This is a genomic window from Bradyrhizobium sp. 33ap4, from assembly GCF_032654765.1.
GTDB lineage: Bacteria > Pseudomonadota > Alphaproteobacteria > Rhizobiales > Xanthobacteraceae > Bradyrhizobium > Bradyrhizobium australafricanum.
On the sequence record NZ_JAUMTJ010000001.1, the window covers coordinates 127031 to 153214 of the forward strand.

At 65.5% G+C, this 26184-nt stretch carries 29 protein-coding genes; 12 read left to right on the forward strand and 17 right to left on the reverse strand.

Translation table 11 applies throughout. From position 1 onward, the window contains the following. Positions 1-73: 73 nt before the first annotated feature. Positions 74-433: a DUF1236 domain-containing protein gene (locus tag Q2M23_RS00530; protein WP_076824009.1), complete on the reverse strand. Its 360-nt coding sequence runs from the start codon at positions 431-433 to the stop codon at positions 74-76. 234 nt (positions 434-667) lie between these two features. Here Q2M23_RS00530 and Q2M23_RS00535 point away from each other — a divergent pair, with 234 nt between their 5' ends. The 8 genes from Q2M23_RS00535 to Q2M23_RS00570 all read left to right on the forward strand — a co-directional run bounded on the left by Q2M23_RS00535 (position 668) and on the right by Q2M23_RS00570 (position 9402). Continuing rightward, complete coding sequence (locus Q2M23_RS00535) at positions 668-823, forward strand: DUF3096 domain-containing protein (protein WP_016844375.1); 156 nt, start codon at positions 668-670, stop codon at positions 821-823. Positions 824-914: 91 nt separating this feature from the next. Continuing rightward, entirely contained in the window at positions 915-3836 is a 2922-nt protein-coding gene (gene ppdK, locus Q2M23_RS00540) for a pyruvate, phosphate dikinase (protein WP_168857492.1), read from the forward strand. A gap of 144 nt (positions 3837-3980) precedes the next feature. After that, on the forward strand, positions 3981-4193 hold the full coding sequence (locus tag Q2M23_RS00545; RefSeq protein ID WP_168857493.1) for a hypothetical protein: 213 nt from the start codon (positions 3981-3983) through the stop codon (positions 4191-4193). A gap of 123 nt (positions 4194-4316) precedes the next feature. Next, the gene (locus Q2M23_RS00550) at positions 4317-5795 is read left to right on the forward strand and encodes a cell wall hydrolase (protein ID WP_316393665.1); all 1479 of its coding nucleotides are present in this window, start codon (positions 4317-4319) and stop codon (positions 5793-5795) included. 190 nt (positions 5796-5985) lie between these two features. Then, positions 5986-7230: an MFS transporter gene (locus tag Q2M23_RS00555; RefSeq protein WP_316393666.1), complete on the forward strand. Its 1245-nt coding sequence runs from the start codon at positions 5986-5988 to the stop codon at positions 7228-7230. Positions 7231-7277: 47 nt separating this feature from the next. Then, complete coding sequence (locus Q2M23_RS00560) at positions 7278-8264, forward strand: MDR family oxidoreductase (RefSeq protein WP_316393667.1); 987 nt, start codon at positions 7278-7280, stop codon at positions 8262-8264. A gap of 186 nt (positions 8265-8450) precedes the next feature. Further along, positions 8451-9029 carry a hypothetical protein gene (locus tag Q2M23_RS00565; protein ID WP_028332627.1) on the forward strand — a complete coding sequence of 193 codons (579 nt, stop codon included), beginning with the start codon at positions 8451-8453 and terminating at the stop codon, positions 9027-9029. Positions 9030-9168: 139 nt separating this feature from the next. Then, the gene (locus Q2M23_RS00570; RefSeq protein ID WP_016844381.1) at positions 9169-9402 is read left to right on the forward strand and encodes a DUF6894 family protein; all 234 of its coding nucleotides are present in this window, start codon (positions 9169-9171) and stop codon (positions 9400-9402) included. 24 nt (positions 9403-9426) lie between these two features. On the opposite strand, the gene Q2M23_RS00575 is transcribed toward Q2M23_RS00570, so the two are convergent. The 5 genes from Q2M23_RS00575 to Q2M23_RS00595 all read right to left on the reverse strand — a co-directional run bounded on the left by Q2M23_RS00575 (position 9427) and on the right by Q2M23_RS00595 (position 14982). Beyond that, complete coding sequence (locus Q2M23_RS00575) at positions 9427-12132, reverse strand: DUF2339 domain-containing protein (protein ID WP_316393668.1); 2706 nt, start codon at positions 12130-12132, stop codon at positions 9427-9429. A gap of 110 nt (positions 12133-12242) precedes the next feature. Beyond that, positions 12243-12749, reverse strand: a complete 507-nt coding sequence (locus Q2M23_RS00580; protein ID WP_316393669.1) for a tyrosine phosphatase family protein — start codon at positions 12747-12749, stop codon at positions 12243-12245. 120 nt (positions 12750-12869) lie between these two features. Further along, on the reverse strand, positions 12870-13481 hold the full coding sequence (locus Q2M23_RS00585; protein ID WP_316393670.1) for an HD family hydrolase: 612 nt from the start codon (positions 13479-13481) through the stop codon (positions 12870-12872). Beyond that, a complete protein-coding gene (locus tag Q2M23_RS00590) occupies positions 13478-14104 on the reverse strand; it encodes a DNA-3-methyladenine glycosylase I (RefSeq protein ID WP_057014934.1) in 627 nt (208 codons plus the stop codon). The genes Q2M23_RS00585 and Q2M23_RS00590 overlap by 4 nt, the downstream gene beginning before the upstream one ends. Further along, the gene (locus Q2M23_RS00595) at positions 14101-14982 is read right to left on the reverse strand and encodes a folate-binding protein YgfZ (protein WP_316393671.1); all 882 of its coding nucleotides are present in this window, start codon (positions 14980-14982) and stop codon (positions 14101-14103) included. Before Q2M23_RS00595 ends, Q2M23_RS00590 begins: the two co-directional genes overlap by 4 nt. Before the next feature lie 127 nt (positions 14983-15109). On the opposite strand from Q2M23_RS00595, the gene Q2M23_RS00600 reads away from it, so the two are divergent. Beyond that, positions 15110-16444, forward strand: a complete 1335-nt coding sequence (locus Q2M23_RS00600) for a dihydroorotase (RefSeq protein ID WP_316393672.1) — start codon at positions 15110-15112, stop codon at positions 16442-16444. A 65-nt stretch (positions 16445-16509) separates the two neighbouring features. On the opposite strand, the gene Q2M23_RS00605 is transcribed toward Q2M23_RS00600, so the two are convergent. The 5 genes from Q2M23_RS00605 to Q2M23_RS00625 all read right to left on the reverse strand — a co-directional run bounded on the left by Q2M23_RS00605 (position 16510) and on the right by Q2M23_RS00625 (position 19001). Continuing rightward, complete coding sequence (locus tag Q2M23_RS00605) at positions 16510-16776, reverse strand: hypothetical protein (RefSeq protein WP_028332620.1); 267 nt, start codon at positions 16774-16776, stop codon at positions 16510-16512. A gap of 155 nt (positions 16777-16931) precedes the next feature. Continuing rightward, a complete protein-coding gene (locus Q2M23_RS00610; RefSeq protein WP_316393673.1) occupies positions 16932-17588 on the reverse strand; it encodes an HAD family hydrolase in 657 nt (218 codons plus the stop codon). Then, positions 17578-17955, reverse strand: a complete 378-nt coding sequence (locus tag Q2M23_RS00615) for a TIGR02301 family protein (RefSeq protein WP_028332618.1) — start codon at positions 17953-17955, stop codon at positions 17578-17580. The genes Q2M23_RS00610 and Q2M23_RS00615 overlap by 11 nt, the downstream gene beginning before the upstream one ends. Before the next feature lie 83 nt (positions 17956-18038). Beyond that, positions 18039-18458: an NUDIX hydrolase gene (locus Q2M23_RS00620; protein WP_316393674.1), complete on the reverse strand. Its 420-nt coding sequence runs from the start codon at positions 18456-18458 to the stop codon at positions 18039-18041. Positions 18459-18500: 42 nt separating this feature from the next. Beyond that, positions 18501-19001 carry a hypothetical protein gene (locus Q2M23_RS00625; RefSeq protein WP_057014940.1) on the reverse strand — a complete coding sequence of 167 codons (501 nt, stop codon included), beginning with the start codon at positions 18999-19001 and terminating at the stop codon, positions 18501-18503. 62 nt (positions 19002-19063) lie between these two features. Here Q2M23_RS00625 and Q2M23_RS00630 point away from each other — a divergent pair, with 62 nt between their 5' ends. Continuing rightward, entirely contained in the window at positions 19064-19825 is a 762-nt protein-coding gene (locus Q2M23_RS00630) for an SOS response-associated peptidase (protein WP_316393675.1), read from the forward strand. 169 nt (positions 19826-19994) lie between these two features. On the opposite strand, the gene Q2M23_RS00635 is transcribed toward Q2M23_RS00630, so the two are convergent. The 3 genes from Q2M23_RS00635 to Q2M23_RS00645 all read right to left on the reverse strand — a co-directional run bounded on the left by Q2M23_RS00635 (position 19995) and on the right by Q2M23_RS00645 (position 21380). Then, positions 19995-20390, reverse strand: a complete 396-nt coding sequence (locus Q2M23_RS00635) for a RidA family protein (protein WP_076824036.1) — start codon at positions 20388-20390, stop codon at positions 19995-19997. Positions 20391-20394: 4 nt separating this feature from the next. Further along, positions 20395-20874 (reverse strand): DUF6691 family protein, encoded by a 480-nt coding sequence (locus tag Q2M23_RS00640; RefSeq protein ID WP_168857499.1) that lies wholly within the window; start codon positions 20872-20874, stop codon positions 20395-20397. Between the two features lie 68 nt (positions 20875-20942). Beyond that, positions 20943-21380: a YeeE/YedE family protein gene (locus tag Q2M23_RS00645; RefSeq protein ID WP_316393676.1), complete on the reverse strand. Its 438-nt coding sequence runs from the start codon at positions 21378-21380 to the stop codon at positions 20943-20945. Positions 21381-21587: 207 nt separating this feature from the next. Here Q2M23_RS00645 and Q2M23_RS00650 point away from each other — a divergent pair, with 207 nt between their 5' ends. After that, entirely contained in the window at positions 21588-22022 is a 435-nt protein-coding gene (locus Q2M23_RS00650; RefSeq protein WP_028332611.1) for a hypothetical protein, read from the forward strand. A gap of 146 nt (positions 22023-22168) precedes the next feature. On the opposite strand, the gene Q2M23_RS00655 is transcribed toward Q2M23_RS00650, so the two are convergent. Beyond that, positions 22169-22684 carry a mismatch-specific DNA-glycosylase gene (locus Q2M23_RS00655; protein WP_316393677.1) on the reverse strand — a complete coding sequence of 172 codons (516 nt, stop codon included), beginning with the start codon at positions 22682-22684 and terminating at the stop codon, positions 22169-22171. 475 nt (positions 22685-23159) lie between these two features. Continuing rightward, complete coding sequence (locus Q2M23_RS00660) at positions 23160-23555, reverse strand: hypothetical protein (RefSeq protein WP_168857501.1); 396 nt, start codon at positions 23553-23555, stop codon at positions 23160-23162. A gap of 153 nt (positions 23556-23708) precedes the next feature. Here Q2M23_RS00660 and Q2M23_RS00665 point away from each other — a divergent pair, with 153 nt between their 5' ends. After that, positions 23709-25376 carry a flavin-containing monooxygenase gene (locus tag Q2M23_RS00665; protein ID WP_229191749.1) on the forward strand — a complete coding sequence of 556 codons (1668 nt, stop codon included), beginning with the start codon at positions 23709-23711 and terminating at the stop codon, positions 25374-25376. 112 nt (positions 25377-25488) lie between these two features. Here Q2M23_RS00665 and Q2M23_RS00670 read toward each other — a convergent pair whose 3' ends face one another. Beyond that, complete coding sequence (locus Q2M23_RS00670) at positions 25489-25884, reverse strand: hypothetical protein (RefSeq protein WP_057014948.1); 396 nt, start codon at positions 25882-25884, stop codon at positions 25489-25491. Between the last annotated feature and the right edge of the window lie 300 nt (positions 25885-26184).

Below are 26184 nucleotides of genomic sequence, written 5' to 3' on the forward strand. Positions count from 1 at the left end.
TCCGGTCGATCCTCGCGCACATCCGCTTGCGCGGCGCCCGGACTGTCGTTCAGGCGATCGTGCTGACGTTGATCTAGTCGACCACCTGAACGATCCGTCGCGAACGCGGCTCGACCAGAACGGTCTCGCCGTTCACGACGGTGTAACGATAGGGCGTCGCGCCGAACCGCTGCGGCACGTCGTAATAGGTCACGCCGGCGTCAGGCAGCACGGTGCCGACCACGACGCGATCCGGAACCGTGTAGTTCGGTACACGCTCGCGCACGATGTATTCGCGGAATGCCGGACGCTGTTCGACCGCGATGCCTCCGTCATCATCGACGGCGACTGCCGGACCACCGCGGACGATGCCAACGGTCTGGGCCTGTGCGGCAACAGCCGGCACCGTGATCGCGGCAGCAACCGCTGCAACGGCAAGTAATCTGTTTCGCATGGCTCGCTCCATTCTTTTTCGGTGCGCGCCAGCCTTCGCCGATGCGCACGGCGAGCCAATGCATCGGCTGCGGTGATGTTCCGGAAAGCCGCCGCCATATACGCGGCAATTTGGAGCAATTTTCGTGAGTTGCGGGAACTCGTCGGCGGGACGGGCGTCTTGATGTGGGAACTTCCCTCAGCGGATAAACTGCCGCTCGATTCGCTCCTCCAAAAACCCCCGGAGAAAACTTCAATGACCATCACCGCTGGGCATCTGCCTGCTATCGTGGCTCTGATCGCAGGCGTCCTAATCCTGATCATGCCGCGGCTCCTCAACTACATCGTCGCGATCTATCTGATCTTCGTCGGGCTCGTGGGGATGGGTCTGCTGCGCTGGTTGCACCTCTAGCGGGAAAGCGGGGTTTCGCGGCTTGCGCGGAACCCCTCAAAATGGTGTAAGGCGCGCATCTTCGACCCCTCCTTCCGGATTGTTGTCTGACATGGCCAAAGCCGTCGCGAAGTCCAAGAAAACTGCTGCGAAAACTGCCGAGAAAACAGCAGCGAAATCAAAGCCCTCCGCCGCAGCCCGCAAGGCCGCCCCGGCGCGCAAGGCGCTGAAGAAGAGCGCCCCGAAGGCGGCGCCGAAAGCCGCTCCCAAATCGGCTGCAAAGCCGGCCGCAAAGCCCGCTGGGAAGGCGCCGGCGAAGGCCGTTGCGAAGAAGGCGGCCCCGGCTGCGATCAAGGCCGGCAAGTGGGTCTATACGTTCGGCGACGGCAAGGCCGAGGGCCAGGCGACCTTGCGCAATCTGCTCGGCGGCAAGGGCGCCAACCTCGCGGAAATGGCCAATCTCGGCCTGCCGGTGCCTCCCGGCTTCACCATTCCGACCTCGGTCTGCACCTATTTCTACGAGCACGACAAGACGTATCCGAAGGAATTGAAAGCACAGGTTGAGAAAGCGCTCGACTATGTCGGCAAGCTGACCGGCAAGACGTTCGGCGACGCCAAGAACCCGCTGCTGGTCTCGGTCCGCTCGGGCGCGCGCGCCTCGATGCCGGGCATGATGGACACCGTGCTCAACCTCGGCCTCAACGACCGCACCGTCGAGGCGCTGGCCGAACTCTCCGGCGACCGCCGCTTCGCCTATGACAGCTATCGCCGCTTCATCACGATGTATTCGGACGTGGTGCTCGGCTTCGAGCATCATCACTTCGAGGACATCCTCGACACCTTCAAGGACGGCCAGGGCTATTCGCTCGACACCGACCTCACCGGCGACGACTGGGTCGAGCTGGTCGGCAAGTACAAGGAGGCGGTCGCCAAGGAGACCGGCCACGACTTCCCGCAGGATCCGCACGATCAGCTGTGGGGCGCGATCGGCGCGGTGTTCTCATCCTGGATGAACGCGCGCGCGGTGACCTATCGCAAGCTGCACGACATTCCGGAATCCTGGGGCACCGCCGTCAACGTGCAGGCGATGGTGTTCGGCAACATGGGCGAGACCTCGGCCACCGGCGTCGCGTTCACCCGCAATCCCTCGACCGGCGAGAGCAAGCTCTACGGCGAGTTCCTGATCAATGCGCAGGGCGAGGACGTCGTCGCCGGCATCCGCACGCCACAGGACATCACCGAGGAGGCGCGCCAGGAATCCGGCTCCGACAAGCTGTCGATGGAAGCGGCGATGCCGGCCGCGTTCAAGGAGCTGACGCGGATCTACACGCTGCTCGAGAAGCACTACCGCGACATGCAGGACATGGAGTTCACGGTCGAGCAGGGCAAGCTGTGGATGCTGCAGACCCGCGGCGGCAAGCGCACCGCGAAGGCGGCGCTGCGCATCGCGGTCGAGCTCGCCAATGAAGGCCTGATCTCGCGCAAGGACGCGGTGACGCGGATCGATCCGGCCTCGCTCGACCAGCTGCTGCACCCGACCATCGATCCGGCCGCCAAGCGCGACGTGATCGCGACCGGCCTGCCGGCGTCGCCTGGCGCTGCCTCGGGCGAGATCGTGTTCTCGTCGGACGAAGCGGCCAAGCTGCAGGCCGACGGACGCAAGGTCATCCTGGTCCGTATCGAGACCAGCCCGGAAGACATCCACGGCATGCACGCGGCGGAAGGCATCCTCACCACCCGCGGCGGCATGACCTCGCACGCGGCGGTGGTTGCGCGCGGCATGGGCAAGCCCTGCGTCTCCGGCTGCGGCACCATCCGCGTCGATTACGGCCGCGGCACCATGAGCGTGGGCTCGCGCACCTTCAAGACCGGCGACGTCATCACCATCGATGGCTCGGTCGGCCAGGTGCTGGCCGGCCGCATGCCGATGATCGAGCCGGAACTGTCCGGCGAGTTCGGCACGCTGATGGGCTGGGCCGACGAGGTCCGCAAGCTCGGCGTTCGCGTCAACGGCGACACGCCCGATGACGCGCGCACCGCGGTGAAGTTCGGCGCCGAAGGCATCGGCCTCTGCCGCACCGAGCACATGTTCTTCGAGGAGACCCGCATCCGCACCGTGCGCGAGATGATCCTCTCCGAGGACGAGCAGTCGCGCCGCGCCGCGCTGTCGAAGCTGTTGCCGATGCAGCGCGCCGACTTCGTCGAGCTGTTCGAGATCATGCAGGGCCTGCCCGTCACGATCCGCTTGCTCGATCCGCCGCTGCACGAGTTCCTGCCGCACACCCAGGCCGAGATCGAGGAAGTGGCGCGCGCCATGAACACCGATCCGCGCAAGCTCGCCGACCGCGCCCGCGAACTCTCCGAGTTCAACCCGATGCTCGGTTTCCGCGGCTGCCGTCTTGCGATCGCCTACCCGGAGATCGCCGAGATGCAGGCGCGTGCGATCTTCGAGGCTGCCGTCGAAGCCGGCAAGCGCACCGGCAAGCCGGTCGGTCTCGAGGTGATGGTGCCGCTGATCGCGACCAAGGCCGAGTTCGATCTGGTCAAGGCGCGGATCGATGCGACAGCCAACGCGGTGATGAAGGAAACCGGCGTCAAGCTGAGCTACCAGGTCGGCACCATGATCGAGCTGCCGCGCGCCTGCCTGATGGCGGGCGAGGTGGCCGAGACCGCGGAGTTCTTCTCCTTCGGCACCAACGACCTGACGCAGACCACCTACGGCATCAGCCGCGACGACGCCGCGAGCTTCCTCGGCACCTATGTCGCCAAGGGCATCCTCGAGATCGATCCGTTCATCTCGGTCGATCGCGACGGCGTCGGCGAGCTCGTCAGGATCGGCGTCACCCGCGGCCGCAAGACGCGTCCGAACCTCAAGGTCGGCATCTGCGGCGAGCACGGCGGCGATCCCGCGTCGGTCGCGTTCTGCCACGAGGTCGGGCTCGATTACGTCTCGTGCTCGCCCTATCGCGTGCCGATCGCGCGTCTCGCCGCGGCGCAGGCCGCGCTCGGCAAGGAGATCGCCAGCCAGGCGTGAGCGATCTTACAGTTCAGAGAGTGCGATGGCCGGGACCAAGTCCCGGCCATTTTTGTTTGTTGAGGCAGCCTGAAAATATAGCGTCATTGCGAGCCGACGGGTCGCGCGAACGCGCGCCCGATGACAGGCTCCGCGAAGCAATCCATGTTTCCACTTGCCGAGCCATGGATCGCTTCAGCCTTCGCCAAGGCTTCGGCGGACAAGTCGTCGCTGTCGCTCCTCGCAATGACGGCGGGTGGCTACCGTGCCTGCAACACTTTGTTCACCATCTCCGTTGACTTGTTGTTTACGACTTTCATGCGCCGCGCGTTTACCAAGGCGCGCAATGCAACGTGCGAAACATGCGCGATCGCTTGAGTGTAGCGCGCGAGCAACGCCGATTAACTCCGCGGCAACCTAAACGGTTTAGCAACGAGAAAGGTCGAATTGCGCGGATGTACCGCGTTCGATTGCACTCAGTAAGCGTTGCGTGAGCGTACGATGTTTGTGTCGCGTAACCAGCCGAGGGGCGCACGTCTTGCGCTCTTCGGTCTCGGTCTTGGCATCTTCGCACTGATGCCGACCGAGATCGGATATCAGGATATCGCCTCGCTCCTGGCCCGGCAGCCCGGCGTCGCCGAGCGCTGGCAGAAGCGCGTCTTCGCCTCCGCCGTCGGCTCCATCCAGGTCGCGACCTACAGCTTCGGCCGTCCGATCGGCACGTCCGCGCCGCAAGCGCCGCAAATCCTGCTCGCAAGACTGGACAGTTCGAACCTCGACATCACCGGAACGGTGACGCGCAATCCGATCACGGCCCCGCCGCCGCGCTATCAGGCATCCGATTTTCCCAAGGTCGATCGCACCATGAAGGGCGATCGCCTCGTCGTCCGGCGGCCCGATCAGGTCGAACCGGCGGAGCCTGCAAATACGGCGCCCGCGAACGAGGATCCGGCGACATCGAATTCGTCGGTCAAGGGCATGAAGACCGCGACCGCACCGGCCGACAGCGCGCCGCTCGATCCTGAATTGCAGGAGGCGCTGCGCGCGCCGCCCTTGCCGCAATATGCCAAGCCGTCGCCGCAGCAGAACGACGTGTCGCTCTCGCTCGAGGCCAGCCCGCTCGACTATCTGAAGCCCGCGCCCGCAAAGCCCGCTGCTGCGCCCGCCGATGCGGCGCGCGAGCGCGACCCGTTCGCATTTCAGACCGCCAGTCTGTTCTTCGGCTCGTCGCTCGGCACGCCGGAGAACCTCGAGCGCTGGCAGCCCGGCGAGGCGCCGGTTGTCGTACCGCCGGCAGCAACGCCCGATCCCGACATGAAGGTGATGGCGTCACTGCCGGTCGATGCCGACGGTCCGGTCAAGGCCGGCGAGATGGGCGAGAGCATCGCGCCGAAGGGCGAGGTCAATGCGGACGACCAGCACACCAAGACGCCGGCGGAGCGGCTCGGCCTGTTCGACGAGAAGTCGCGCGCCAAGTCGGAGAAGTGCCTCGCCGAGGCGGTCTATTTCGAAGCCCGCGGTGAAGCGGTGCGCGGCCAGATCGCGGTCGCCCAGGTGGTGCTGAATCGCGCCTTCTCCGGCAAATATCCGGAGACGGTGTGCGGCGTGGTCTACCAGAACAAGAATCGCCATTACGCCTGTCAGTTCACCTTCGCCTGCGACAACGTCGCCGACGTCGTCCGCGAGCCCGACATGTGGGATCGCGCCAAGAAGATCGCGAAGGCGATGCTCGACGGCGAATTGTGGCTGCCGGAAGTCGACCGCTCGACCCACTACCACGCCTATTGGGTGCGGCCGTCCTGGGTCAGCGAGATGAAGAAGATGTACAAGTTCGGCGTCCACACCTTCTATCGCCCGCGCGCCTGGGGCGACGGCAGCGACGCGCCGAGCTGGGGCAACCCGGCCGAGACCGCCAAGATCTCGGCGCAGCTCGCCGAGGCCGCCCAGAGCTCGGCCGAGCAGGCCAGCGCCCGGCGATAGGGCCTTCTGCCTCCCGTTCCGCGGCCGGCGTGCCCCGGAATGACGGTCATCATCCTCTCCGATTCTGCAGAGCAGCCCTGCAGGCGAATATTTTTCTCCGGCCCCTCTTGGGGTTTTCATGCACCTGCATTAACTCCCCGTAACGTTCGGCGGGGCGGCTCCCCGCGCAGCAGTTGCGGGGGAAGACAAGATGGCCGTTACCACCGGGGATCTTCGACCGACGTCGGGCACGTGGCGCACGCCGCTTGTCATCATCGTCTGTGGCTGCGCGATTGCGCTGCTGAGCTTCGGGCCGCGCTCCAGCCTCGGCTTCTTCGTGCAGCCGATGAGCCATGAATTCACCTGGGGCCGCGACGTGTTCGGCCTCGCGCTGGCGCTGCAGAACCTGTTGTGGGGGCTCGGCCAGCCGATCGCCGGCGCGATTGCCGACCGCTTCGGGCTGCTGCGTGTGATGGTCGTCGGCGCACTGCTTTACGCCGCGGGCCTGCTCCTGATGCGTTACTCGGCGACGCCGCTCTCGCTCAACCTTGGCGCCGGCGTCTTGATCGGCTTCGGCCTGTCGGGCTCATCGTTCAACCTGGTGCTGTCGGCGTTCAGCAAGCTGCTGCCGCCCGCGCAGCGCGGCATCGCGCTCGGCGCCGGCACCGCCGCGGGCTCGTTCGGCCAATTCCTGTTCGCGCCGTTCGGCGTCGCGGTGATCGACAATTTCGGCTGGCAGACCGCGCTCCTCGTATTCGGCGCGCTGATGCTGCTGATCCTGCCGCTGTCGCTGGCACTCTCGACACCGCCGGCGGAGACGAATGACGCCGCGCCGGCTGATCAGCAGTCGTTCAAGACCGCGCTGGCGGAGGCGTTCGGCCATCGCTCCTACGTGCTGCTGGTGCTCGGCTTCTTCACCTGCGGCTTCCAGCTCGCCTTCATCACCGTGCATCTGCCGGCCTATCTCGCCGACCGCGGCATTCCGGCATCGACCGGCGGCTGGGTGATCGCGGCGATCGGCCTGTTCAACATCGTGGGCTCGCTCAGCGTCGGCTGGCTGCAGAACGTCTTCCCGAAGCGCTACATCCTGTCGGTGATCTACTTCACCCGCGCGGCGTCGATCGTCGCCTTCATCTCGTTCCCGATCACGACCTTCTCGGCGATCGCGTTCGGGGCAATCTCCGGCCTGACCTGGCTCTCCACAGTGCCGCCGACTTCGGCGCTGGTGGCGCTGATGTTCGGCACGCGCTGGTTTGCGACGCTGTACGGCTTCGCCTTCGTCAGCCATCAGGTCGGTGGCTTCCTCGGCGTCTGGCTCGGCGGCATCGTGTTCGAGCAGTATGGCTCCTACACCCCGATCTGGTGGCTGTCGGTGCTGTTTGGCGTGCTGTCGGCGCTGATCAATCTGCCGATCGTCGAAAAGCCCGTCGTCCGCCCGGTTGCGCAGCCTGCCTGATGGGGTAAACCATTTCCCCGAAACCAAGATTACGGGGAGTGCACATCGTGGCAACGTTCAAGGCAATCAGGATCGACAAGGCGGACAAGGGTACCACCGCCGCACTCACCCAATTCGACGAAGCCGAGCTGATGGACGGCGACGTCACCGTCCGCGTCGAGTGGTCGACACTGAACTACAAGGACGGCCTCGCACTGACTGGCAAGGCACCGGTGGTGCGCCGGTTCCCGATGATCGCCGGCATCGATTTCGCCGGCACGGTCGAGCAATCCAGCCATCCGGACTGGAAGGCGGGCGACAAGGTCGTCTGCAACGGCTGGGGCATGGGCGAGACCCATCTCGGCGCCTATGCCGAAAAGGCCCGGGTCAAGGGCGACTGGCTGGTGCGGCTGCCCGACGGCATCTCGGCCCGCGATGCGATGGCGGTCGGTACCGCCGGCTATACCGCGATGCTCTCGGTGCTGGCGCTGGAGAAGCATGGTCTCACCCCGAAGAGCGGCCCTGTGGTGGTCACGGGTGCCGCCGGCGGCGTCGGCTCGGTGGCGATCGCCGTGCTCTCGAAGCTTGGCTACCACGTCATCGCGTCGACCGGGCGGACGTCGGAGACCGACTATCTCAAGGGTCTCGGCGCCACCGAGGTGATCGACCGCGCAGAACTGTCAGGTGCGCCCAAGGCGCTGGCGAAGGAGCGCTGGGCCGGCGGCGTCGACAGCGTCGGGTCGACCACGCTCGCCAACCTGCTGTCGATGACGAAGTATGGCGGAGCCATCGCGGCCTGCGGTCTGGCGGCCGGTATGGATCTGCCGTCGTCGGTCGCGCCCTTCATTTTGCGGGGCGTGTGCCTTCTCGGTATCGATTCGGTGATGTGTCCGATCGAGCTGCGGAGGACCGCCTGGCGCCGCCTTGCCAGCGATCTGGATAAGGCAAAACTGGCTGATATCACTCATGAAATCGCCCTGGACGAAGTCATGGGCTTTGGCGCGAAAATCCTCGGTGGCCAGGTCCGCGGCCGCATCGTGGTAAAAATAGTCTGAGGACGTTCAGACTTTACCAACCAAGCTGCTCCAATGTTGCCACTGTTGGTATGGTAAGCAGCGGGTAAAGAGACTTGCAGCATGATCCCGGGGGGCCGGGTTTCCTCGCGCAGACGTCGAAAAGCGTTGGTGCGGGGGTCATGCGCAACAAGGAGCGAGTGCCCGCGCTCGTAAGTGGAGTAGCTCATGCTTGCGCGTTTGGTGTTGGGGGCCGTCACGGCCGGAGCAATGGTCGTGCCGGCATTCGCGGGCATGATGAACGCCGATGAGGCCCGCAGGTTCGTCGCCGGCAAGGTGTTCGCGTTCACCTGTTTCGATGGCACCCGCGGCGCCGGTCGCATCCTCGACGATCTGGGTGCGGCAGGCTCGGTCCAGTTCTCCGGCTCGGGGCCGATCCGTCACCTGCGCCTGCCCGGCAACACGCTGCAGATCCGCGGTCAGAGCGTTTGCGCGTCGCTGAAGGGCATTCCGTTCGAACCGTGCTTCAATCTCGACAAGCAGGACGACCGCTCGTTCCGCGGCTCGGTCTCCGGCATGGGCTTTGCCTATTGCGATTTCCATCACCAGGGCGGCCAGCAGATGCTGATGGCGCGCGCGGCGGCGCGTCCGCGCTCGCTGCATCCGCGCACCCGATCCGCGGATGCCTCGCAGACCGAAGTGTCGCGCGTTGAGACGCCGCAGGTCGGAAGCGCGAAGCTCGAGCCGGTCAAGGCCGAGCCCGCCAAGGTCGAGAGCGCGCCGGAATTGCGCCGCTCCACCGACTAACCTTTCATCTGCGCGCTAGCGGGAATAGCGCCGCCAAGCCGTAGTCATACGGATGGCGGTCGCCACGCCTTGCTCGCTACTCAATACCTGGCGTTCGCCGTGAGGCGGGACATTGGGGACTCTGATTTTGAGTAGTCATATGGCGCAATATTTTTTTCGAATTAGTGATGGCGATTACGCTGGTGCATCCGACCACGCGACGGAGTTTGAAAGCCGCGACGTGGCCTGGGCCGAGATGACCAAGGTCTGCGGAAATTTCCTCGGCAGCATTTCGCGCAATCTGAAGCAGAACAGCGAATGGCACATGGAGCTGCTCGACGAGGGCAGAAAACCCGTGTTCAGGATTCGACTGGTCGCCGAGTCCGTCGACTGAAGCTGTCTTTCAGGACGGCAAGTCCTAACCCTCAGCCTGCGCGAGCGGCTGAGCGGTTCGCCTGCGAAACAGGATCCGCTGATACAGCCAGCCGATCGCGACCAGCACGATGCCAAGGCACATGAACGACAGCGCCCGGTAGACACCCGTGAGCGTCGACATGTCGATCAGGAACGCCTTCAGGATCGTCAGCCCGATCACCGCAGCAGACGCGAGCCGCGCCCGCTGCGAGTTGACGACGATGCCGATGCCGAGCAGCGCGACGCCGAACATCAGCCAGGCGATCGAATAGGTGTATTGCTCCGCGCCCGTGGTCTCGCCGCGCGTCAGCACGGGTCCGTGGTAGAGCCTGCGAATCTCGAACGTGACGTAAGCGAGCGCAAGGACCAGCGCGCCGGCGGCGATCGTGTTGGCATAGCCGGCAGGACGATGGCCCGCCACCGCATAGGACAGCAGCAGCGCCAGCACCGCCGGCAGCGCGTAGCCGAGCAGCAGCAGGTTGATGAAGCTGCCGCCGACGTCCTGCCACCACAGTATCGGGTTCTCCAGCGCCAGCAGTCCGAACAGGCTGGCAAGCCCGGCGAATGCGGTCAGCAGGATCGCGCCGACATTGTGCACGATGCTGCCGCTGCGCAGGCGCAGCCGCTCCAGTCCGATCGCCATCGCAAGCGTCGCGCCGACCTGCAGCGCGACCTCGGTCAGCCCGGCGCTGGCATAATAGACATCGCCGCTGTTGACCGCGTGGCGGATCTCCATGAAGGCAAGCAGCACCGTGAACAGGATCGCGGCGGATTCGACGATGCGCAGCGGGACGTCGTCGCCGTTGCGACGCAGGAAATGGCTTGCCGCCCAGAATGACAGCGCCGGCACGCCATAGCCCCACAGCAGCCAGTTGAAGATCGGCGTGGTGCCGACGGCGTCGCCCGCGATCCGCGGCTCATAGCCGATGCGCAGCACGACGATGCCGGCCAGGATCGCGGCAAGCCAGCGCAGGAACGGAATCGGCCGCTGCACCGACAGCCACGCCGTGCCCATCGACACCAGCGCGAGCGCGATGGTGAGCCAGCCCTTGTCGAGCGCGAAGGTCAGCGCCAGCGCCAGCGAGGCGAGGGCGCCGGTGGCGGACAACGCAATCGAAGGCGACAGCTCCGGCCGCTCGTCGCGCCGGGTCAGCGCCTCGGTCGCGGCTGCGTAGGCCGCCGCCAGCAGCACGGCGAGGACCGCGAACGGGATCGAGCGGTCGAGATGCGCGATGCGTGCATAGAGTGCGACCAGCAGCGCGACCGGCGTGAACACCGCCGCCGCGGCCCAGGTCACCGTGACCTTCGTGGTGGTAAAACGGAATTGCGCGAGGAAGCCGGCGATGCCGAAGGCGGCCGCGAACAGCGCGGCGGTGACGAGATGCAGCGAGACCGAGCCATCGGTCACGGACCGGCCGATGCCGGGGATCGCGCCGCCCGGCAGCACCAGCATGTCGACGTTGCGGCGGACGGCCCATTCGCCGAACACAATGAACACGAAGATCGACGCGGCGCCGATCGCACGGGTAGCAGCAGGCGCGCGCCAGGCGACAAGCAGGCTCGCGGCTGTCAGCAGCGCAAAGCCGATCATCGCGGTGTCGGCGTGGGCGCTGTTGAGCGCGATCAGCATCGCGCCAAACAGATAGGCGGCGAGCGAGCTAGATGAAATCGGCTCGATCTCCTCGCCGTCGCCGTCGGGACCGAACATGAAGCCGCAGACCACGAGCAGCGCCGCCAGCACGAAGCCCGCGATGACATGGAAGACGTGCGGCGCGATCATCTCGGGCCCGCATTGCAGGCAAGGGAAGGTCCACAGCAGCGCGAAGGCGATCGTCGTGACCGCGAGCCAGCGCCACAGCCGGATCCGGGCGAGGCCGAACGCCGCCGCCGTGACGATGGCGAGGTAGACGTAGAGCGACCAGAAGTCGGGCTTGTCTGACGACACCAGGAGCGGCGTGACGAAGGCGCCGACGATGCCGAGCCCGGCCAGCGCGGGTCCGTGCAGCAGCGCGGCCGCCAGCGTGCCGAGCGCGACCATACCGAGCAGGATGAAGGCGCTCGCCGGGGCGAGGAAATCATACAGCGCGTAGGCGGCGTAGACGGTAGCGAATGCCACCGCGGTGCCGGCGGCAGTGAGGATCGCCGGGATGTTGGCGATCGGCAGCGCCGCGATGTTGGAGATGCTTTCCTGGCGCCTGGTCCATTCACCGGCGCCGAGCAGCGCCAGCGCAAACAATCCGCCGAGCATCGTGCGGACGCCGGGGCCGAGCAAGCCGGCCTCGATCGAATAGCGCACCATGAAGAAGCCGCCGAGCGCGAGCGTCAGGCCGCCGATCCACACCACCCAGCGCGTGCCGAGCGTCTCCTCGAAGCCGGGTGCAGGCTGCGGAGGGGCTGGCGGCTCCGGCAGGGGCGGCGGTACGGCACCTGGCGCGTCCGCGGCTGGCTCGGTCTGCGCGGCCGGTTCGCTGGGAGCCGCCTCCGGGAGCGGTGGCGGCGCGACGGAAGGCGCCGTCGGCGGCGTCTGCTCGAACTCCTGCAGCGGAGTCAGCGGCGGCGGCATGGCCGTCCGCGCGGCGGCGCCGCCCGCGGCCTCGATCGCATCCAGGCGGCGCTGCAGCAGGTCGATCCGGCCCAGCGCCTTGCGCGCGAAAATGATCGCGACGATGGCGAGGACGAGCGTCAGGAAGTCGAACGGCGAATCGAACATCGGGCCTCCGGCAGGACGCGCCGGACTTGGCCAGCCCGGCGGCCCGTCGCAACCTAGTAGTGCCGTGAGGAGGACCGGAAGTTCAAGCGATCGGGCGTGACCGGCTGCGCTTAGTCCAGATCGATGCGGAAGGGCCGGCCTTCGACGCTCATACTGCCGGGACCCATCGCGTCGAGTGCGCGCAGCATCCGGCCCTCGCGCCCCAGCGCCTTGTCGGCGAGGCTGACGATCAGCCGGTTGGGAGCCGCGATCGGCGAGGCCTCGCGGATCATCCGGGCGATGGACATTTCGTCGCGGTGCGGGTTGAGGGCGCAGACCGTGACGAATGCGCTCGCGGTCGAACGGCTGATGCCGGCGTAGCAATGCACCACCATCGGTGCTTGGCGATCCCAGCCGCGCACGAAGCTCAGCACCTTCTCGATATGCGACTCGTTGGGCGCAACGAAGCCGTCCATCTGTTCGATGATGTCGTCCATCGACACTTTCAGGTGGTTGGCCGGCAGCACGGAAGGCGGCCGCTGCACCTGGTCGACATTGGCCATCACAGTCAGCACATGGCTGGCGCCGGTGGCGCGAACCGTGTCGGAGAGTGCGGCAAGCGAGCAGACGTGAAGCATGATGGTCCTTCTATCGGGGGTGCCGGATTATAACGGCTGCTCCCGAACGGGCAAAGGCGGGGGTGCCATGCCGATTCATCGTTTTGCGGCGCAACCGGCGGCACGTCTTTCGGTGCCGCCCTAAGAGGCGTGCAATGCCTTGAAGCGCTCGAGAAACTGCTTTTCGGCCCGCGCGGCGGTCCATGGCGTCAGATAGTCGCGCTCGGTCGCTTCGGGCAGTTCCGGATCGCGGCCGAACAGCCGCTTGGCCTCGGCTCGCGAAAATCCCGCCAGATGCGTCGCCTCGAGATACGCGGCGCCGCGATCGGCGGCCTTGATCTGCTGGGTGATCTCGTCCGCCAGCATGGCGGGCAGGCCGAAGCGGATATGGATCGCGCCGAGCAGCCGCTTCTCCACCGCCTTGTATTCGCCTGACAGCACCGCCTTGAACGGTGAGATCATGTCGCCGATGACGTATTCCGGTGCGTCGTGCAGCAGCGCCGCGAGACGATGGCGGATGTCGACGCGCGGCATCTGCTGGCGCATCACGGCTTCGACCAGCAGCGTGTGCTGAGCCACCGAGAAGATGTGCGCCCCGCTGGTCTGGCCGTTCCAGCGCGCGACCCGCGCCAGTCCATGCGCGATGTCGACGATTTCGATATCGAGCGGCGACGGGTCGAGCAGGTCCAGCCGGCGTCCCGACAACATCCGCTGCCAGGCGCGGGTTGTCTCCGTCGATTTGCGCGCCGTCATTTCTTCTTGAGTCGCGGTGTGCGGAGCTTGCCGCTGCAGCTCTCGTGGCAGAAGCAGGTCACGAGGTGATCGTTGACCATGCCGGTCGCCTGCATGAAGGCGTAGACGATGGTGGGACCGACGAACTTGAAGCCGCGCGCGCCGAGCTCCTTCGAGACCTTGATCGAGACCGGCGTCGAGGCCGGCACGCTCGCGGTGGTCTTGAATTGATTGACCTTCGGCTTGCCGTCGACGAAGTCCCACAGGAAATTCGAGAAGCCGGGGCCTTTCTCCATGATCTCCAGATAGCCCTTCGCACTCGCGACCGCGCCTTCGATCTTGGCGCGGTTGCGGACGATGCCGGCATCGTTCATCAGCGCGTGCACCTTCTTGGCGTTGTAGCGCGCGATCTTCTCGGGCTGGAAATCGTCGAAGGCTTTGCGGAAGTTCTCGCGCTTGCGCAGGATCGTGATCCAGGACAGACCGGCCTGGAAGCCGTCGAGGATCAGCTTTTCGTAGAGTGCGCGGTCGTCATATTCCGGCACGCCCCATTCATTGTCGTGATAGGCGACGTAGAACGCATCCTCGCCCGGCCAGGGGCAGCGCGTCTTGCCGTCGGGATGCAGCTGCGCGGTACGGCTCATGCGACGGTCTGCTTGGGTGTGATGCGGACGGCGTCAGGTTCGGCGAGGTGAAGCGACAGCCCGCCCGCGGTCAGCGCCAGGCCGGCGTCGAGCGCATCGGCGACGCGGTCGATGCGGACCAGCGCGAGACCCTTCTCGCCGGCGGTCGAACCGATGGTGCCGACCTGCTTGTCGCCAGCCAGGATGGTAGCGCCGGCTTCGGGCGCGGGGCCGTCGAGGACGATCTTCACCGTGCGGGTGCGCGCCGTGCCGCGGTGCTGCATGCGCGACACCACCTCCTGGCCGACATAACAGCCCTTGTCGAAATCGACGCCGTTGAGGCGATCCATATTGGTCTCGTGCGGGAAGGCGTCGCCATACATGAAGTCGAGCCCGCCGCGCGGCACGCCGGTGGCGATCCGATGCGCCTCGTAGGCGTTGGAGTCGACGAGATCGGCACCGATCAGCTCAGCGAGCTTCTGCTTCAAATCTTCCGGAATCAGGATGCGCCAGCCGAGCGCTGGGTTGCGCGGATCGGCGAACGCGAGATCCGGCGTCGCCGCCGGCTCGCCATCCCAGGCCGCCAGCACACCAAGGCTGTCGGACAGGTTCTCGACCACGACCTTGGCGCGCAGCTTGTAGAAGCCGAGCTTGTCGGCAAGGCCCTTGGCGAGCGCGCGCGGCGCATCGATCAGGAAGCCGCCGCCGTGGCCGGCGGGTATCTCGGTGATCAGGAAATCGACGATGATCTTGCCCTGCGGCGTCAGCAGCGCGCCGAACCGGGCCTGTCCCGCGCGCAACTCGGCGATGTCGGCGGTGATGAGGCCGTTGAGGAAGTTGCGGGCGTCCTCGCCAGAGACCTTGACCACGCCCCGATCTGGAAGAAACGCTGCTTTCATTCGCAAAATTGGCTCTTTTCCAAGTTCCTTGGGAAACGCGCAGGCCGCGATATCCCCTGTCAAGCTAAGGCGCTACAGTGCGCCGAACAAGGCCCGCGCGACAGCCGAAAGCGGGCGTCGAGGACCGATGAATCAGCATTTTGACACCATTCTAAAATCCGGCACCGTGGTCAATCAGGACGGCGAGGGCGTGCGCGATATCGGTATCGCGGGCGGCCGCATCGCCGCGATCGGCTCGCTCAGTCAGGCCTCGGCCGGCGAGGTGATCGACTGCAAGGGCCTGCACATCCTGCCCGGCGTGATGGACACCCAGGTGCATTTCCGCGAGCCCGGGTTGACCCAGAAGGAAGACCTCGAGACCGGCTCGCGCAGCGCGGTGATGGGCGGGGTCACCGCCGTGTTCGAGATGCCGAACACCAATCCGCTGACGGTCACCGAAGCGGCCTTCACCGACAAGATCAAGCGCGGCCGCCATCGCATGCATTGCGATTTCGCGTTCTTCATCGGCGGCACCCGCGAGAACGTGCAGGATCTGCCGGAGCTCGAGCGCGCCCCGGGCTGCGCCGGCGTCAAGGTGTTCATCGGCTCCTCCACCGGCGCGCTGCTGGTCGAGGACGACGAGAGCCTGCGGCGGATCTTCCAGGTGATCCGGCGCCGCGCCGCGTTCCACGCCGAGGACGAGTATCGCCTCAACGAGCGCAAGCCGCTGCGGATCGAGGGCGATGCTCGCTCGCATCCGGTGTGGCGCGACGAGACCGCCGCGCTGATGGCGACCGAGCGCCTGGTCAATCTCGCGCGCGAGACCGGCAAGCGCATCCACGTGCTGCACATCTCGACCAAGGACGAGATTCTGTACCTGCGTGACCACAAGGATGTCGCCTCCTGCGAGGCGACGCCGCACCACCTCACCATGGCCGCGCCGGAGTGCTACGAGCGGCTCGGCACACTGGCCCAGATGAACCCGCCGGTGCGCTCGGCCGATCACCGCGCCGGCATCTGGTACGGTATCGAGCAGGGCATCATCGACGTGCTCGGCTCGGATCACGCGCCGCATACGCTGGAGGAGAAGGCCAAGACCTATCCGGCCTCGCCGTCGGGCATGACCGGCGTGCAGACGCTGGTGCCGCTGATGCTCGATCACGTCAATGCCGGGCGGCTGTCGCTGGCTCGCTTCGTCGATCTCACCAGCGCGGGGCCTGCGCGCCTGTTCAACATCGCCTGCAAGGGCCGCATCGCGGCCGGTTACGATGCCGACTTCACAATCGTCGACCTGAAGCGCAGCGAGACCATCACCAACAAATGGATCGCCTCGCGCGCCGCCTGGACGCCTTATGACGGCGTGCGGGTGCAGGGCTGGCCGGTCGGCACCTTCGTGCGCGGCCGGCGGGTGATGTGGCAGGGCGAAGTCACGACGCCATCGACCGGCGAGCCGGTTCGGTTCCTCGAGACGCTGAAGCCGTAGGTTCGCGTTTGACGCGTTTTCTTGACGCGAACCGGCGGCCCACTTCGCTCGAAAACGCTATCGTTTTACTGTCGGGCCAGTGCCAGCGAGAACTCGCCGTTGCGCACGCGCGCGGCGAGGCCCTCGGCGAATTTCGCCACCGCGTCCTCGCCATAGGTGCCGACCAATTCGGCCAGCGCCGCGAACAGGCTCGCCTGCGCGAGGCAGTCGCCATCGACGCCGTCGTGACGCGCTTCAGCCCAGGCCTCGTTCAGGTAGCCCAGCGCGGCCTGCTTCTGCTCGTGGTCGGGTCGCGGGTCTTGGTGATGGGGGAAGGACGCTGGATGGCGCATGAAACTCTGCAAATTGACAGCGCGCGGTCCGAGGAGCGAACCACTGCGACGTGCGAGATGTATCACGCATGCAGGTACCGCCTAGCCCACATCTTTCGAAAAGGTTAACGGCGGCCTCGGCATTTAAAGGGGAATTCCGGATATCCGGGCCGCGATCAGCCGAATGAGCTGTGGATATGGTCCAGCACCGCGCGCGGCGTGGCGCACAGATGGCTGGCGCCGGCCTCGGTCAGCTCCTCGGGCGTGCCGTAGCCATAGGTGACGCCGACCGCCCGGATGCCGTTTCGATTCGCCCCGATCACGTCGTGGCTGCGATCGCCGATCATCAGGGATTTGGCCGGATCGGCCCCGGTCTGCGCCAGCGCATAGGTGAGCAGGTCGACCTTGTTGACCCGGGTTCCGTCGAACTCCGAGCCGAAAACGTGGTCGAAATAGTCGCCGAGGCCGAAATGCGCGATGATCCGCGTCGCGAACACATGCGGCTTCGAGGTCGCGACGAACATCCGGCCCGGTGCCCGGCGCAGCTCGGCCAGAACCTCCGCGATGTCGGGATAGACCGCGTTCTCGAACAGCCCGACATCGCCGAATCTTTCGCGGTAGAGCGCGACCGCGCGGTCCGCGAGCTCCTCGCCGCCGAGCAGCATCGCAAAGCTCGCCCTGAGCGGCGGCCCGATGCACCAGGTCAGTTCATCCTGCGAGGGAACCGGCCGGCCGAGCTTTTCCAGCGCGTACTGGATCGAGCCGGTGATGCCGGGCTTCGGGTCGGTCAGGGTGCCGTCGAGGTCGAAGAAGATCGCCCGTTCAGTTGGCATAGCGGGCCGTCAGGTCGCGGGAGATTTTCGAGCCCTCCTCGATGTAGCGGCGGATCGCTACCGTGGCCGCGGGCGTGCAGGTCCGGTAGGTCTGCTGGAAGCCGTTATAGCCGCGGTTGAAGCCCGCGATCATGCGGGCGCGGCGGTCGCCGGAGGGGGTCTCGGCATCGATCAGTGCCTGCATTTCGTTGCGCCATTTGGCGCCCTCGTTGGAGCCGCAGATGCCGCGCAGATAGTGCAGGGCGCCGAGGATCTCGGCCAGCCGCTGCAAATCGCCGTCGAACGGCGCAGCCGCGTCCTGCGCCCGGGCGGGCGTCGCAAGGCATGCCGACATCAGGATCACAACGGCGAGAAAGGCTTTGATCATCAGGGGTTCCGGAATGGCGGTGGTATGCCCCCTCAATGCGCCCGAGGCAAGGCGGCCGAGCCCCCCAAAGCCCCCCACGGGCCTCAAACCAGCCGCCGGGCGGCCGCAATCACCGCATGCAGGCCGCCGGTGACTTTAAGGTCGCCGATCTCCTCCGGCGCCAGCCATTTGAAATCGTCGTGCTCGTCGTTCAGGTGAGGCTCGCGGGACGCCCAGCGCGCCGCGAAGGTCATGATCAGATAGTGTCCGGTGCCGGGGCCGGTCGGCAGCACCTCGCGCCAGCCGGCGAGGCCGACGATCTCGACCTTGAGGCCGGTCTCCTCGTCGATCTCCCGGTGCAGGGCGGTATGCAGCGATTCGCCGAACTCGACCCGGCCGCCGGGCAGCGAATAGAAGCCCTTGCCGGGCGAGCGGGCGCGGCGCACCAGCAGCACCTTGTCGTCGCGGAAAATCACGCCTGACACGGCGAGCTGCGGGCGGATCGGAGGTTCGGGAGAGGTCAAGGTGATTAGCAGCCGGTTGTGAAGACCATCATGCCCGATATCTCAGGCGCCCGCCATGATGCTGTCGACATCGGCCTCTGCGGCGCCGTTGATGATGCCGGCGGTCTGCATCACCAGCGGCTTGACCCAGACGATCGCCTGCTCGGCGAGCGCGACCCGGCTCTTGTCCTGCTGCAATTGCCGCATCGCCGCCCCGACCTCGGTCAGGATCTTCGTCATGCTGTCGGTGAGCTGGTCGAATTCGGCCCGGATTGCGGCGTCCGCGGTCTCATAGGCCTCGATCGCGAGATCGCGTGCCCGGAAATTCGACGCGGTGAAATGCTCGGCATAGGACAGCGGCTGCCATTCGAGGAAATCGCTGGCGCATTCCGGCAGGTCCGGGACCATCTCCAGCAGCATGATGGCTTCGTTGAAGTGATTGAGGTAGTCGGTGGCAAGCCCGGTGCGGGGATTGATGTTGGCGGCGCGCAACAGCGCCGCCCGCGCCTCATCGGGGTACGTCGGTCGCGGGGAAGAGTCCGCTATGGCGGCCGTTGAGGTCATTGATCGCAGTCTTTAACGGTCCAAGTTAAGGCAGAATAAACGGATACCACTCTGGACGGCAAATGTGCGGACGCTTTGTCATAACCTCGCCGCCGGCGGCCTTGCGCGAGATGTTCGGCTATATCGAGCAGCCGAATTTTCCGCCACGGTATAATGTTGCGCCGACCCAGCCGATCCCGGTGGTGCTGCTGCAGAATGGCGGCCGGCATTTTCAATTGATGCGCTGGGGCCTGATCCCGTCGTGGGTCAAGGACCCCAGGACCTTCTCGCTCCTGATCAACGCGCGCTCCGAGACGGTGCGTGAGAAGCCGGCCTTCAAGAACGCGATCAAGCGGCGCCGGGCGCTGATCCCCGCCGACGGCTATTACGAATGGCAGGATGCCGGCGGCCGCAAGCGGCCGTTCTTCATCCATCGCCGCGACGGCCATCCGCTCGCCTTCGCCGCGCTTGCCGAGACCTGGATGGGGCCGAACGGCGAGGAGCAGGATACGGTCGCGATCGTCACTGCGCCGGCCAGTCCCGACCTCGCGCAATTGCATCACCGCGTGCCGGTCACGATCAGGCTCGAGCAATTCGCGCGCTGGCTCGACTGCCTGCCGAATGATGTCGACGACGTGATGCCGATGCTGAAGGGCCCCGAGGTCGGCGAGTTCGCCTGGCACCAGGTCACGATGCGCGTCAACGCGGTCGCCAATGACGATGCGCAATTGCTGCTGCCGATGACCGCGGATGAAATCGCCGCGGAGGACGCGCCGCAGCCGAAGAAGGCCGCGCCGAGAAAGGCGGCGGTGCGGGAGGACGACGGGCAGGGGTCGTTGTTTTGAGGGCTCACTGAACCGGCGTGATGCAGCGCGGATTTGCGTCAGCTCTCCACATCGTCGTCCTGGCCTTCGCCAGGACGACGATGAAGATGGACCTCGATTCAACCGGTGCGCAATTGCGCACCTGAGGGCTCGCGCCAAGTGGCGCGCTCCGGCATGACAGAGCCTGAGATCACCCCTTCACGTGTGCCACGCCCTCGATCTCGATCAGCATCTTTGGATTGGGCAGCGCCACCACCACGCAGGTGGTGCGCGCGGGGTAGGGGGCGGGGCCGAACGCGCCAGCATACAGCGCGTTCATCGTCGCGACGTCGCTCGCGCGCGTCAGCAGCACGTTGACCTTGACGAGATCGCGCATCGTCGCGCCCGCCTCGCTCAGCACGCGCTTGATATTGGTCACGACATTGGCGAACTGCGCCTCGAAGCCGTCGGGCAGCTCGCGATTGGCGTCAAAGCCGGGAATGCCGGAGATGAACAACAAATCGCCGACGCGGGCGCCGAACGAGAGTGGCGGCGCCTGGACGCCGGGCGGAGGAGGGAAGTGCTTGATTGTGGTCTTTTCAGTCATTGGGTCACCCGTCTGCGTGAGATGGAAGGGGAGAAGTTTCGATGGCGCGCGGTGCCGCTGCACGCCGGCGCCAAAGATTCCTGCCGAAGAGATTCTGGCCGATCATGCCTGCGAGCATCGCGAGAACGAAGACCACGATCGGTAGCGAGAGGCCGGCGAGATTGACCAGTGCCGGCCCGGGGCAGATGCCGACGAGGCCCCAGCCGATGCCGAACAGCACCGCACCGGCAACCAGCGGCGCATCGATGTCGGTGCGGTCGGGCCAGAGGAAGCGCGCCGAGAAGGCGGGGGCCGTGCGCCGCCGGGCGATCGCGAAGCCGGTTGCTGCGACCGCAACCGCGCCCGCCATCACGAAGGCGAGCGTCGCGTCCCACGCGCCGAACAGATCGAGGAAGCCGAGCACCTTCTGCGGATCGGTCATGCCGGAGATCAGAAGGCCCGCGCCGAAGATCAGGCCGCAGGCAAAACTGGCAAGCACCGCCATCGCTAAACCGCTCCTTGTTTGAGCATGATCCTTTCGGAAAAACCGCTTCGCACTTTTCCGGATCATGCTTAGCCTCCGATCCCGTGCCTGACGATTGCGACCGTTGCGATCGCCGTCAGGATGAAGATGCATGTTGCCACGATCGAACGGCCGGACAGCCGCGCGAAGCCGCAGACGCCGTGGCCCGAGGTGCAGCCATTGCCCATCCTTGTGCCGAATCCGACCAGCAGTCCCGCGATCGCGACCACCACAAGGCTCGCATTCATCGCCGGCCGCGGCAGCGGCGCGCCGAACAGCGCCGCAATCAGGGGCGCTCCGATCAGTCCCGCGATGAACGCGATGCGCCAGGAACGATCGGCGCTACGGTCGGCGGTATCGGCCTGCAGCGCGCCGCCGACGATGCCGGTGACCCCGGCGATTCGCCCGGTCAGCAGCATCAGCAGAGCGGCGGCAAGCCCGATCAGCGCGCCGCCGGCAAGGCCGGAAAGTGGGGTGAAATCGTGCATCGATGCAGATCCCTGTTGCGCAAACTCCTCAGCGATCCGGCAAAGCGGTGGGCGCGCATGCGCCAGTGGTCGCGCGGCTGCAGAGGCGATGATAGACTCCGCACCATCAGGAACAAGCGCAATCCCGCATGTTTCGCGGCATTTCAGCGATGCCGCCGGTCGGCTGGATTGCCGCGATTCGCTCTCACTTCGTCCGGAGAATCCCCCATGAAGTTGCCATCCGTCGCCCGCGCCGCGCTGCTCGCGCTGGCGATGCTCACCGGAACGTCCGCTGCCCTGGCTGACGAGGGCGCGGTGACGCTCGTGATCTTCAAGGGCGGCTGGGTGTTCGGCGGCTCCGCCGGCAAGGGCGTCATGACCTTCCACGGCCAGACCTATGGGCTCACGGCCGGCGGGCTGGACTATGGGCTCGTGTTCGGCGGCTCGCAGACCACGTTGCAGGGGCGGGTGCGCAATATCCGCCGTCCGCAGGATATCAACGGCGTCTATGCCGCGGCGGGCATGGGCGTTGCGCTCGGCGCCGGCGTGCGCGGCATCCTCTTGACCAACCAGAACGGCGCGGTGCTCGAATTGAGCGGCAAGCAGGTCGGGCTGATGGCCAATGTCGATCTCAGCGGGCTTGCGATCACGTTGAAGGAGTAGGGAGCGGTCTCGTAGCGATCTCGTAGGATGGGTAGAGCGAAGCGAAACCCATCGACTTCGGTGCGTCGGGAGAGATGATGGGTTTTGCGGAGTTTATCTCGGGCCGCGCTTTGCGCGGACCCGTTGGCTCTACCGATCCTACGATCCTACGATTCCGTGATCCACTCGGCGAGTTCGCGCCACGGCTGTAAGGTCCAATGACCCGAGGCCGCGCCGGATGGCGACGGCAGCACGAACACTTCGGGAAAGCCATTCACCGATGGCTGCCGACCGAGCACGAGCGCGTTGGTCGGCCTGTTGTAGAACAGGCTCGCCCCCTTCCTGCTGGTGAAGGCGACGGTGTTCGGCCGATAGGTCTCGATCTTCGTCCGGAAGCCCACCACGTCGAACGACTGCCTGTTGATTTCGTGATCCATCCCGGCGCCGGTCTTGGAGAGATCGGTGAAGCCGATGCCGAGCGCGAGCAGCGCCGCGAACTCGTCCGGCCGATAGCGCCGCGGCGTGATGCCGGCCTCATGCAGCGCACGCCAGAACCGGTTGCCGGGATGCGCGTAATAATGCCCGACGGCGGCCGAGCGCGTGCTCGCTGCGGTGCCGACGAACACCAGGCGCAGATTGGCGCGGAGCTGGTCGGGGAGGCGGTGGGAATTGTTCGCGGGCATCTGGGGGCTGAATAAAGTAATCACGCGTTGGCACATGACTTCACCTGGAATCGAGCGGCGAACTGCGCCTCACCTCTCCCGATTGCGGGCAGGGCAATCCGGTGTTTCCGCGCCGTCATGGCCGGCACAAGGCCGGGCATGACGAGTTTGTGGCGCTATCGAGCCCATATGCGATTGCCAGCACTCGCAGGGGAGGCGCGTTCCCAAAATATCGAAAACAACCCCATGCAAAGTACAAAGTAGCCGGCGGTGGCCGGCGTTCGACCAGGCTACTTGACACGTCGGGCAACTCACGGATATTTTCCAATATTCCGAAATCACGCAGGCGCACGCTCGCCTCCCGAGGCATATGGCATTCGTGCGCTTCTGTAAGCGACGTTTCCATGTCGTCGTGGCCGCCAGCCATATGCATAGCCCTGCGGCTTGCGGGGGGCAGTGCCGTCGCTGTCGTCATTCAAGCTAGTCCCGTCACGCGCTAGCGCACCGGCTCCTTGACCTCTTCTTCCGTCGTGACCGCTTGCGACGGTCCGGTTGCGCGCACCATCAGGAACGTCCCCGAGAACCTTGTGCCGCGGATGCTCCAGCGGCCGTCGATCTCGGTCGCGTCGGCATTGACCGCGCCTTCATAGTGCACGGTGTCGTAGCCGTAGCCAGGCGGCTCGTAACGTTTGACGAACGTAACAGCGCTGCCGGAGCGCTGGCCCGCAAGCGATGCATTGTGCGTGCTGATCGGACAGCCCGGCATCACGCAGGGTTCGGTCACGCTGCCGCCGAGCGCGCCGCCGGCGTCGATCAGCGTCGCCAGGAACGTGACCATGCCGCTCGGCTGAACATAGCTGCCGTCCCAGACGCCGGTGAGATTGTCGGTCATGTCGCTTGCCCGGATTGCGCTTGGCGAAATTGCAGTGATCGATGTGGTGCACGCAGCGCCTCAACGCAAGTCGTGCCCGATCGCGCGGTTGCTTGCAGGTGCAAAAGGGTCTGTAATCCGCTCAAACAGATCAAGAAGAATTCGGGAGCGGACATGACAGGAGAGGCGAAAACCCACTTTGAGGTGATCGTGGTCGGCGCCGGCGTCGCGGGCATCTACCAGATCAAGCGGCTGGCCGATCTCGGCATCGACGCCACCGTGCTCGAAGCCGCGCCCGATCTCGGCGGCACCTGGTACTGGAACCGCTATCCGGGCTGCCGCTTCGATTCCGAGAGCTACACCTATGGCTTCTCATTCTCGCGCGAGCTGCTCGACGAGTGGCACTGGAAGGAGCGCTTCTCCGGCCAGCCCGAGAATCTGCGTTACCTCAACTACGTCGCCGACAAGTTCGACCTGCGCAAGTACATGCAGTTCAATTGCAAGGTCGATATCATGCAGTTCGACGAGACGCGCGACCTCTGGCAATTGAGGATCAGTGACGGCCGCGAACTGACCTGCCGCTTCGTGGTGCTCGCGATCGGGCTGTTGTCGGCGCCGACCATGCCGCGCGTGCCTGGCATCGATGACTTCAAGGGCCGCTCGTTCCACACCTATTACTGGCCGCACGAGCCGGTCGATCTTGCCGGCAAGAAAGTTGCGGTGATCGGCACCGGCGCCACCGGCATCCAGCTGATCGGCGAGATCGCAGACAAGGTCGGCGAGCTCACGGTGTTTCAGCGCCGGCCGAACTGGAGCGCGCCGCTCAACAACTCAGCGATCTCCGACGAGGAGATGGCCGACATCCGCGCCCGCTATGACGAGATCTTCGCTGCCTGCGCGCTGACGCCGGGCAGTTTTGTCCATGGCCCCGACAAGCGCGGCTTCTACGAGGTGAGCCGCGCGGAGCGGCTCAAGCTGTGGGACAGGCTCTACGACGAGCCCGGCTTCGGCATCTGGCTCGCGAACTTCCGCGAGATTTTTATGGATGAAGCCGCCAATGCGGAGCTCTCGGAATACATCGCGGGCCGCATCCGCCAGCGCGTGAACGATCCTGATGTCGCCGAGAAGCTGATCCCGCGGGATCACGGTTTTGGCGTGCAGCGGCTGCCGCTGGAGACCCGATATTTCGAGGCGTACAATCGCGACAATGTGCAGCTCGTCGACCTCAGCGAGACGCCGCTGGTGCGCGTCACCGAGAGCGGCCTGCGCACCACGGCGCGCGACTACGACTTCGACATCATCGTCTACGCCACCGGCTTCGACGCCATCACCGGCGCCTACGACCTGATAGATATCCGCGGCATTGGCGGGGAGCGCCTCGCCGACAAGTGGAAGCACGCGCCATCGACCTTCCTCGGCATGCTCGTCCACGGCTTCCCGAACCTGTTGATGCCGACCGGCCCGCAAAGCGCCTCTGCATCCACGAACTTCCCGCGCGGCATCGAGAACGGCGTCAACTGGTGCACCAACCTGCTTCAATACATGTGGGACCGCGGCCTGACCCGCGCCGACGCCACGCTCGAAGCGCAGCAGCGCTGGACCGCGCATGTCGTCAAGATGTACGAGATCATGCTGATGCGCAAAGCCAAGTCGTGGTTCACCGGCTACAACTCCAACGTCGCCGGCCACGAGGAGGGGACGGTCCGCTACTTCGTCTACAACGGCGGCACGCCGAAGTTCTTGGGGATCATCAACGGGGTTGCGGAGAAAGGGTATCAGGAGATTGCGTTTGGTGCGGGGGCGCGGGGCGGTGTGCAAGCAGCTGTCGGGGCGACGGCGTAGGATTCAGGAATAGTCCGGTAGCCCGCATGAGCGCAGCGATATGCGGGACAGGTAAACCCCGGATATCGCTTCGCTCATCCGGGCTACTTGCTCAAGCCGTCGCCGCCGAATGTCACATCGAGCAGCGAACATACGGCGTCTCGATGGGCACCGGTGCCTTGGAGCTGAGTATGATCTTGTTCTCTCCGGAGAGTGTTATGTCGAATGACACGTCCGAAACCGCGACGCCGTCCGAGCACGCCGCAATCACGCGAACATTCTGCCCGTCATCATGCAGCGATTTGACGGTGCATTTTTGAAACGTGCCGGTGATTTGCTTGCCCTGGACGATCAAGCCTCCCGCGTTGAGATCGGCATCTTTCTTGAACGCGAGCTTGTTGTTCTCCTTGGTGAAGACCTGGTTGCAAGCCGAGGCGTCGATCGTCCAGGCTCCGCTCAAATCCGCAGCCTGTGTCGAGGCCGCTTGCGCAACGAGAAGTACGAATAGCACAGCGTTGAAGGTTCTCATGAAACTCCCCAATCAAATGGTCACAGGGGTAATATCCCTGACCCGACCTTCATCGCTTTCGAGCGTCATAGCAAGCGATGAGATAGCGGATTTTTCGTTGATCCAAGTCAAGGGTTCTGCGGAGCGCCTGGTGTGGACCTGGGCCGGTTGCTGTCGTGACCGGCCCTCCACAAGCCGAACACACGCACTAAATCATAAGTGAATGATCCAGACGCAAAAAGGCCGGGCTTTCACCCGGCCTTTCGTTTTTGGATGGATGCCCGGGGCGTCCCGCGCGAAGACGCGCTCCGCGCTGTTGCC

Coding starts and splice junctions, on each gene's coding strand:
- Q2M23_RS00535 (WP_016844375.1), top strand. CDS start 668: ATGACCATCACCGCTGGGCATCTGCCTGCTATCGTGGCTCTGATCGCA.
- Q2M23_RS00645 (WP_316393676.1), bottom strand. CDS start 21,380: ATGCACGATTTCACCCCACTTTCCGGCCTTGCCGGCGGCGCGCTGATC.
- Q2M23_RS00580 (WP_316393669.1), bottom strand. CDS start 12,749: ATGCTTCACGTCTGCTCGCTTGCCGCACTCTCCGACACGGTTCGCGCC.
- Q2M23_RS00635 (WP_076824036.1), bottom strand. CDS start 20,390: ATGACTGAAAAGACCACAATCAAGCACTTCCCTCCTCCGCCCGGCGTC.
- Q2M23_RS00640 (WP_168857499.1), bottom strand. CDS start 20,874: ATGGCGGTGCTTGCCAGTTTTGCCTGCGGCCTGATCTTCGGCGCGGGC.
- Q2M23_RS00530 (WP_076824009.1), bottom strand. CDS start 433: ATGCGAAACAGATTACTTGCCGTTGCAGCGGTTGCTGCCGCGATCACG.
- Q2M23_RS00550 (WP_316393665.1), top strand. CDS start 4,317: ATGTTTGTGTCGCGTAACCAGCCGAGGGGCGCACGTCTTGCGCTCTTC.
- Q2M23_RS00670 (WP_057014948.1), bottom strand. CDS start 25,884: ATGAGAACCTTCAACGCTGTGCTATTCGTACTTCTCGTTGCGCAAGCG.
- Q2M23_RS00565 (WP_028332627.1), top strand. CDS start 8,451: ATGCTTGCGCGTTTGGTGTTGGGGGCCGTCACGGCCGGAGCAATGGTC.
- Q2M23_RS00600 (WP_316393672.1), top strand. CDS start 15,110: ATGAATCAGCATTTTGACACCATTCTAAAATCCGGCACCGTGGTCAAT.
- Q2M23_RS00655 (WP_316393677.1), bottom strand. CDS start 22,684: ATGCCCGCGAACAATTCCCACCGCCTCCCCGACCAGCTCCGCGCCAAT.
- Q2M23_RS00590 (WP_057014934.1), bottom strand. CDS start 14,104: ATGAGCCGTACCGCGCAGCTGCATCCCGACGGCAAGACGCGCTGCCCC.
- Q2M23_RS00660 (WP_168857501.1), bottom strand. CDS start 23,555: ATGACCGACAATCTCACCGGCGTCTGGGACGGCAGCTATGTTCAGCCG.
- Q2M23_RS00630 (WP_316393675.1), top strand. CDS start 19,064: ATGTGCGGACGCTTTGTCATAACCTCGCCGCCGGCGGCCTTGCGCGAG.
- Q2M23_RS00650 (WP_028332611.1), top strand. CDS start 21,588: ATGAAGTTGCCATCCGTCGCCCGCGCCGCGCTGCTCGCGCTGGCGATG.
- Q2M23_RS00625 (WP_057014940.1), bottom strand. CDS start 19,001: ATGACCTCAACGGCCGCCATAGCGGACTCTTCCCCGCGACCGACGTAC.
- Q2M23_RS00595 (WP_316393671.1), bottom strand. CDS start 14,982: ATGAAAGCAGCGTTTCTTCCAGATCGGGGCGTGGTCAAGGTCTCTGGC.
- Q2M23_RS00665 (WP_229191749.1), top strand. CDS start 23,709: ATGACAGGAGAGGCGAAAACCCACTTTGAGGTGATCGTGGTCGGCGCC.
- Q2M23_RS00610 (WP_316393673.1), bottom strand. CDS start 17,588: ATGCCAACTGAACGGGCGATCTTCTTCGACCTCGACGGCACCCTGACC.
- Q2M23_RS00585 (WP_316393670.1), bottom strand. CDS start 13,481: ATGACGGCGCGCAAATCGACGGAGACAACCCGCGCCTGGCAGCGGATG.
- ppdK (WP_168857492.1), top strand. CDS start 915: ATGGCCAAAGCCGTCGCGAAGTCCAAGAAAACTGCTGCGAAAACTGCC.
- Q2M23_RS00605 (WP_028332620.1), bottom strand. CDS start 16,776: ATGCGCCATCCAGCGTCCTTCCCCCATCACCAAGACCCGCGACCCGAC.
- Q2M23_RS00570 (WP_016844381.1), top strand. CDS start 9,169: ATGGCGCAATATTTTTTTCGAATTAGTGATGGCGATTACGCTGGTGCA.
- Q2M23_RS00545 (WP_168857493.1), top strand. CDS start 3,981: ATGTTTCCACTTGCCGAGCCATGGATCGCTTCAGCCTTCGCCAAGGCT.
- Q2M23_RS00615 (WP_028332618.1), bottom strand. CDS start 17,955: ATGATCAAAGCCTTTCTCGCCGTTGTGATCCTGATGTCGGCATGCCTT.
- Q2M23_RS00555 (WP_316393666.1), top strand. CDS start 5,986: ATGGCCGTTACCACCGGGGATCTTCGACCGACGTCGGGCACGTGGCGC.
- Q2M23_RS00575 (WP_316393668.1), bottom strand. CDS start 12,132: ATGTTCGATTCGCCGTTCGACTTCCTGACGCTCGTCCTCGCCATCGTC.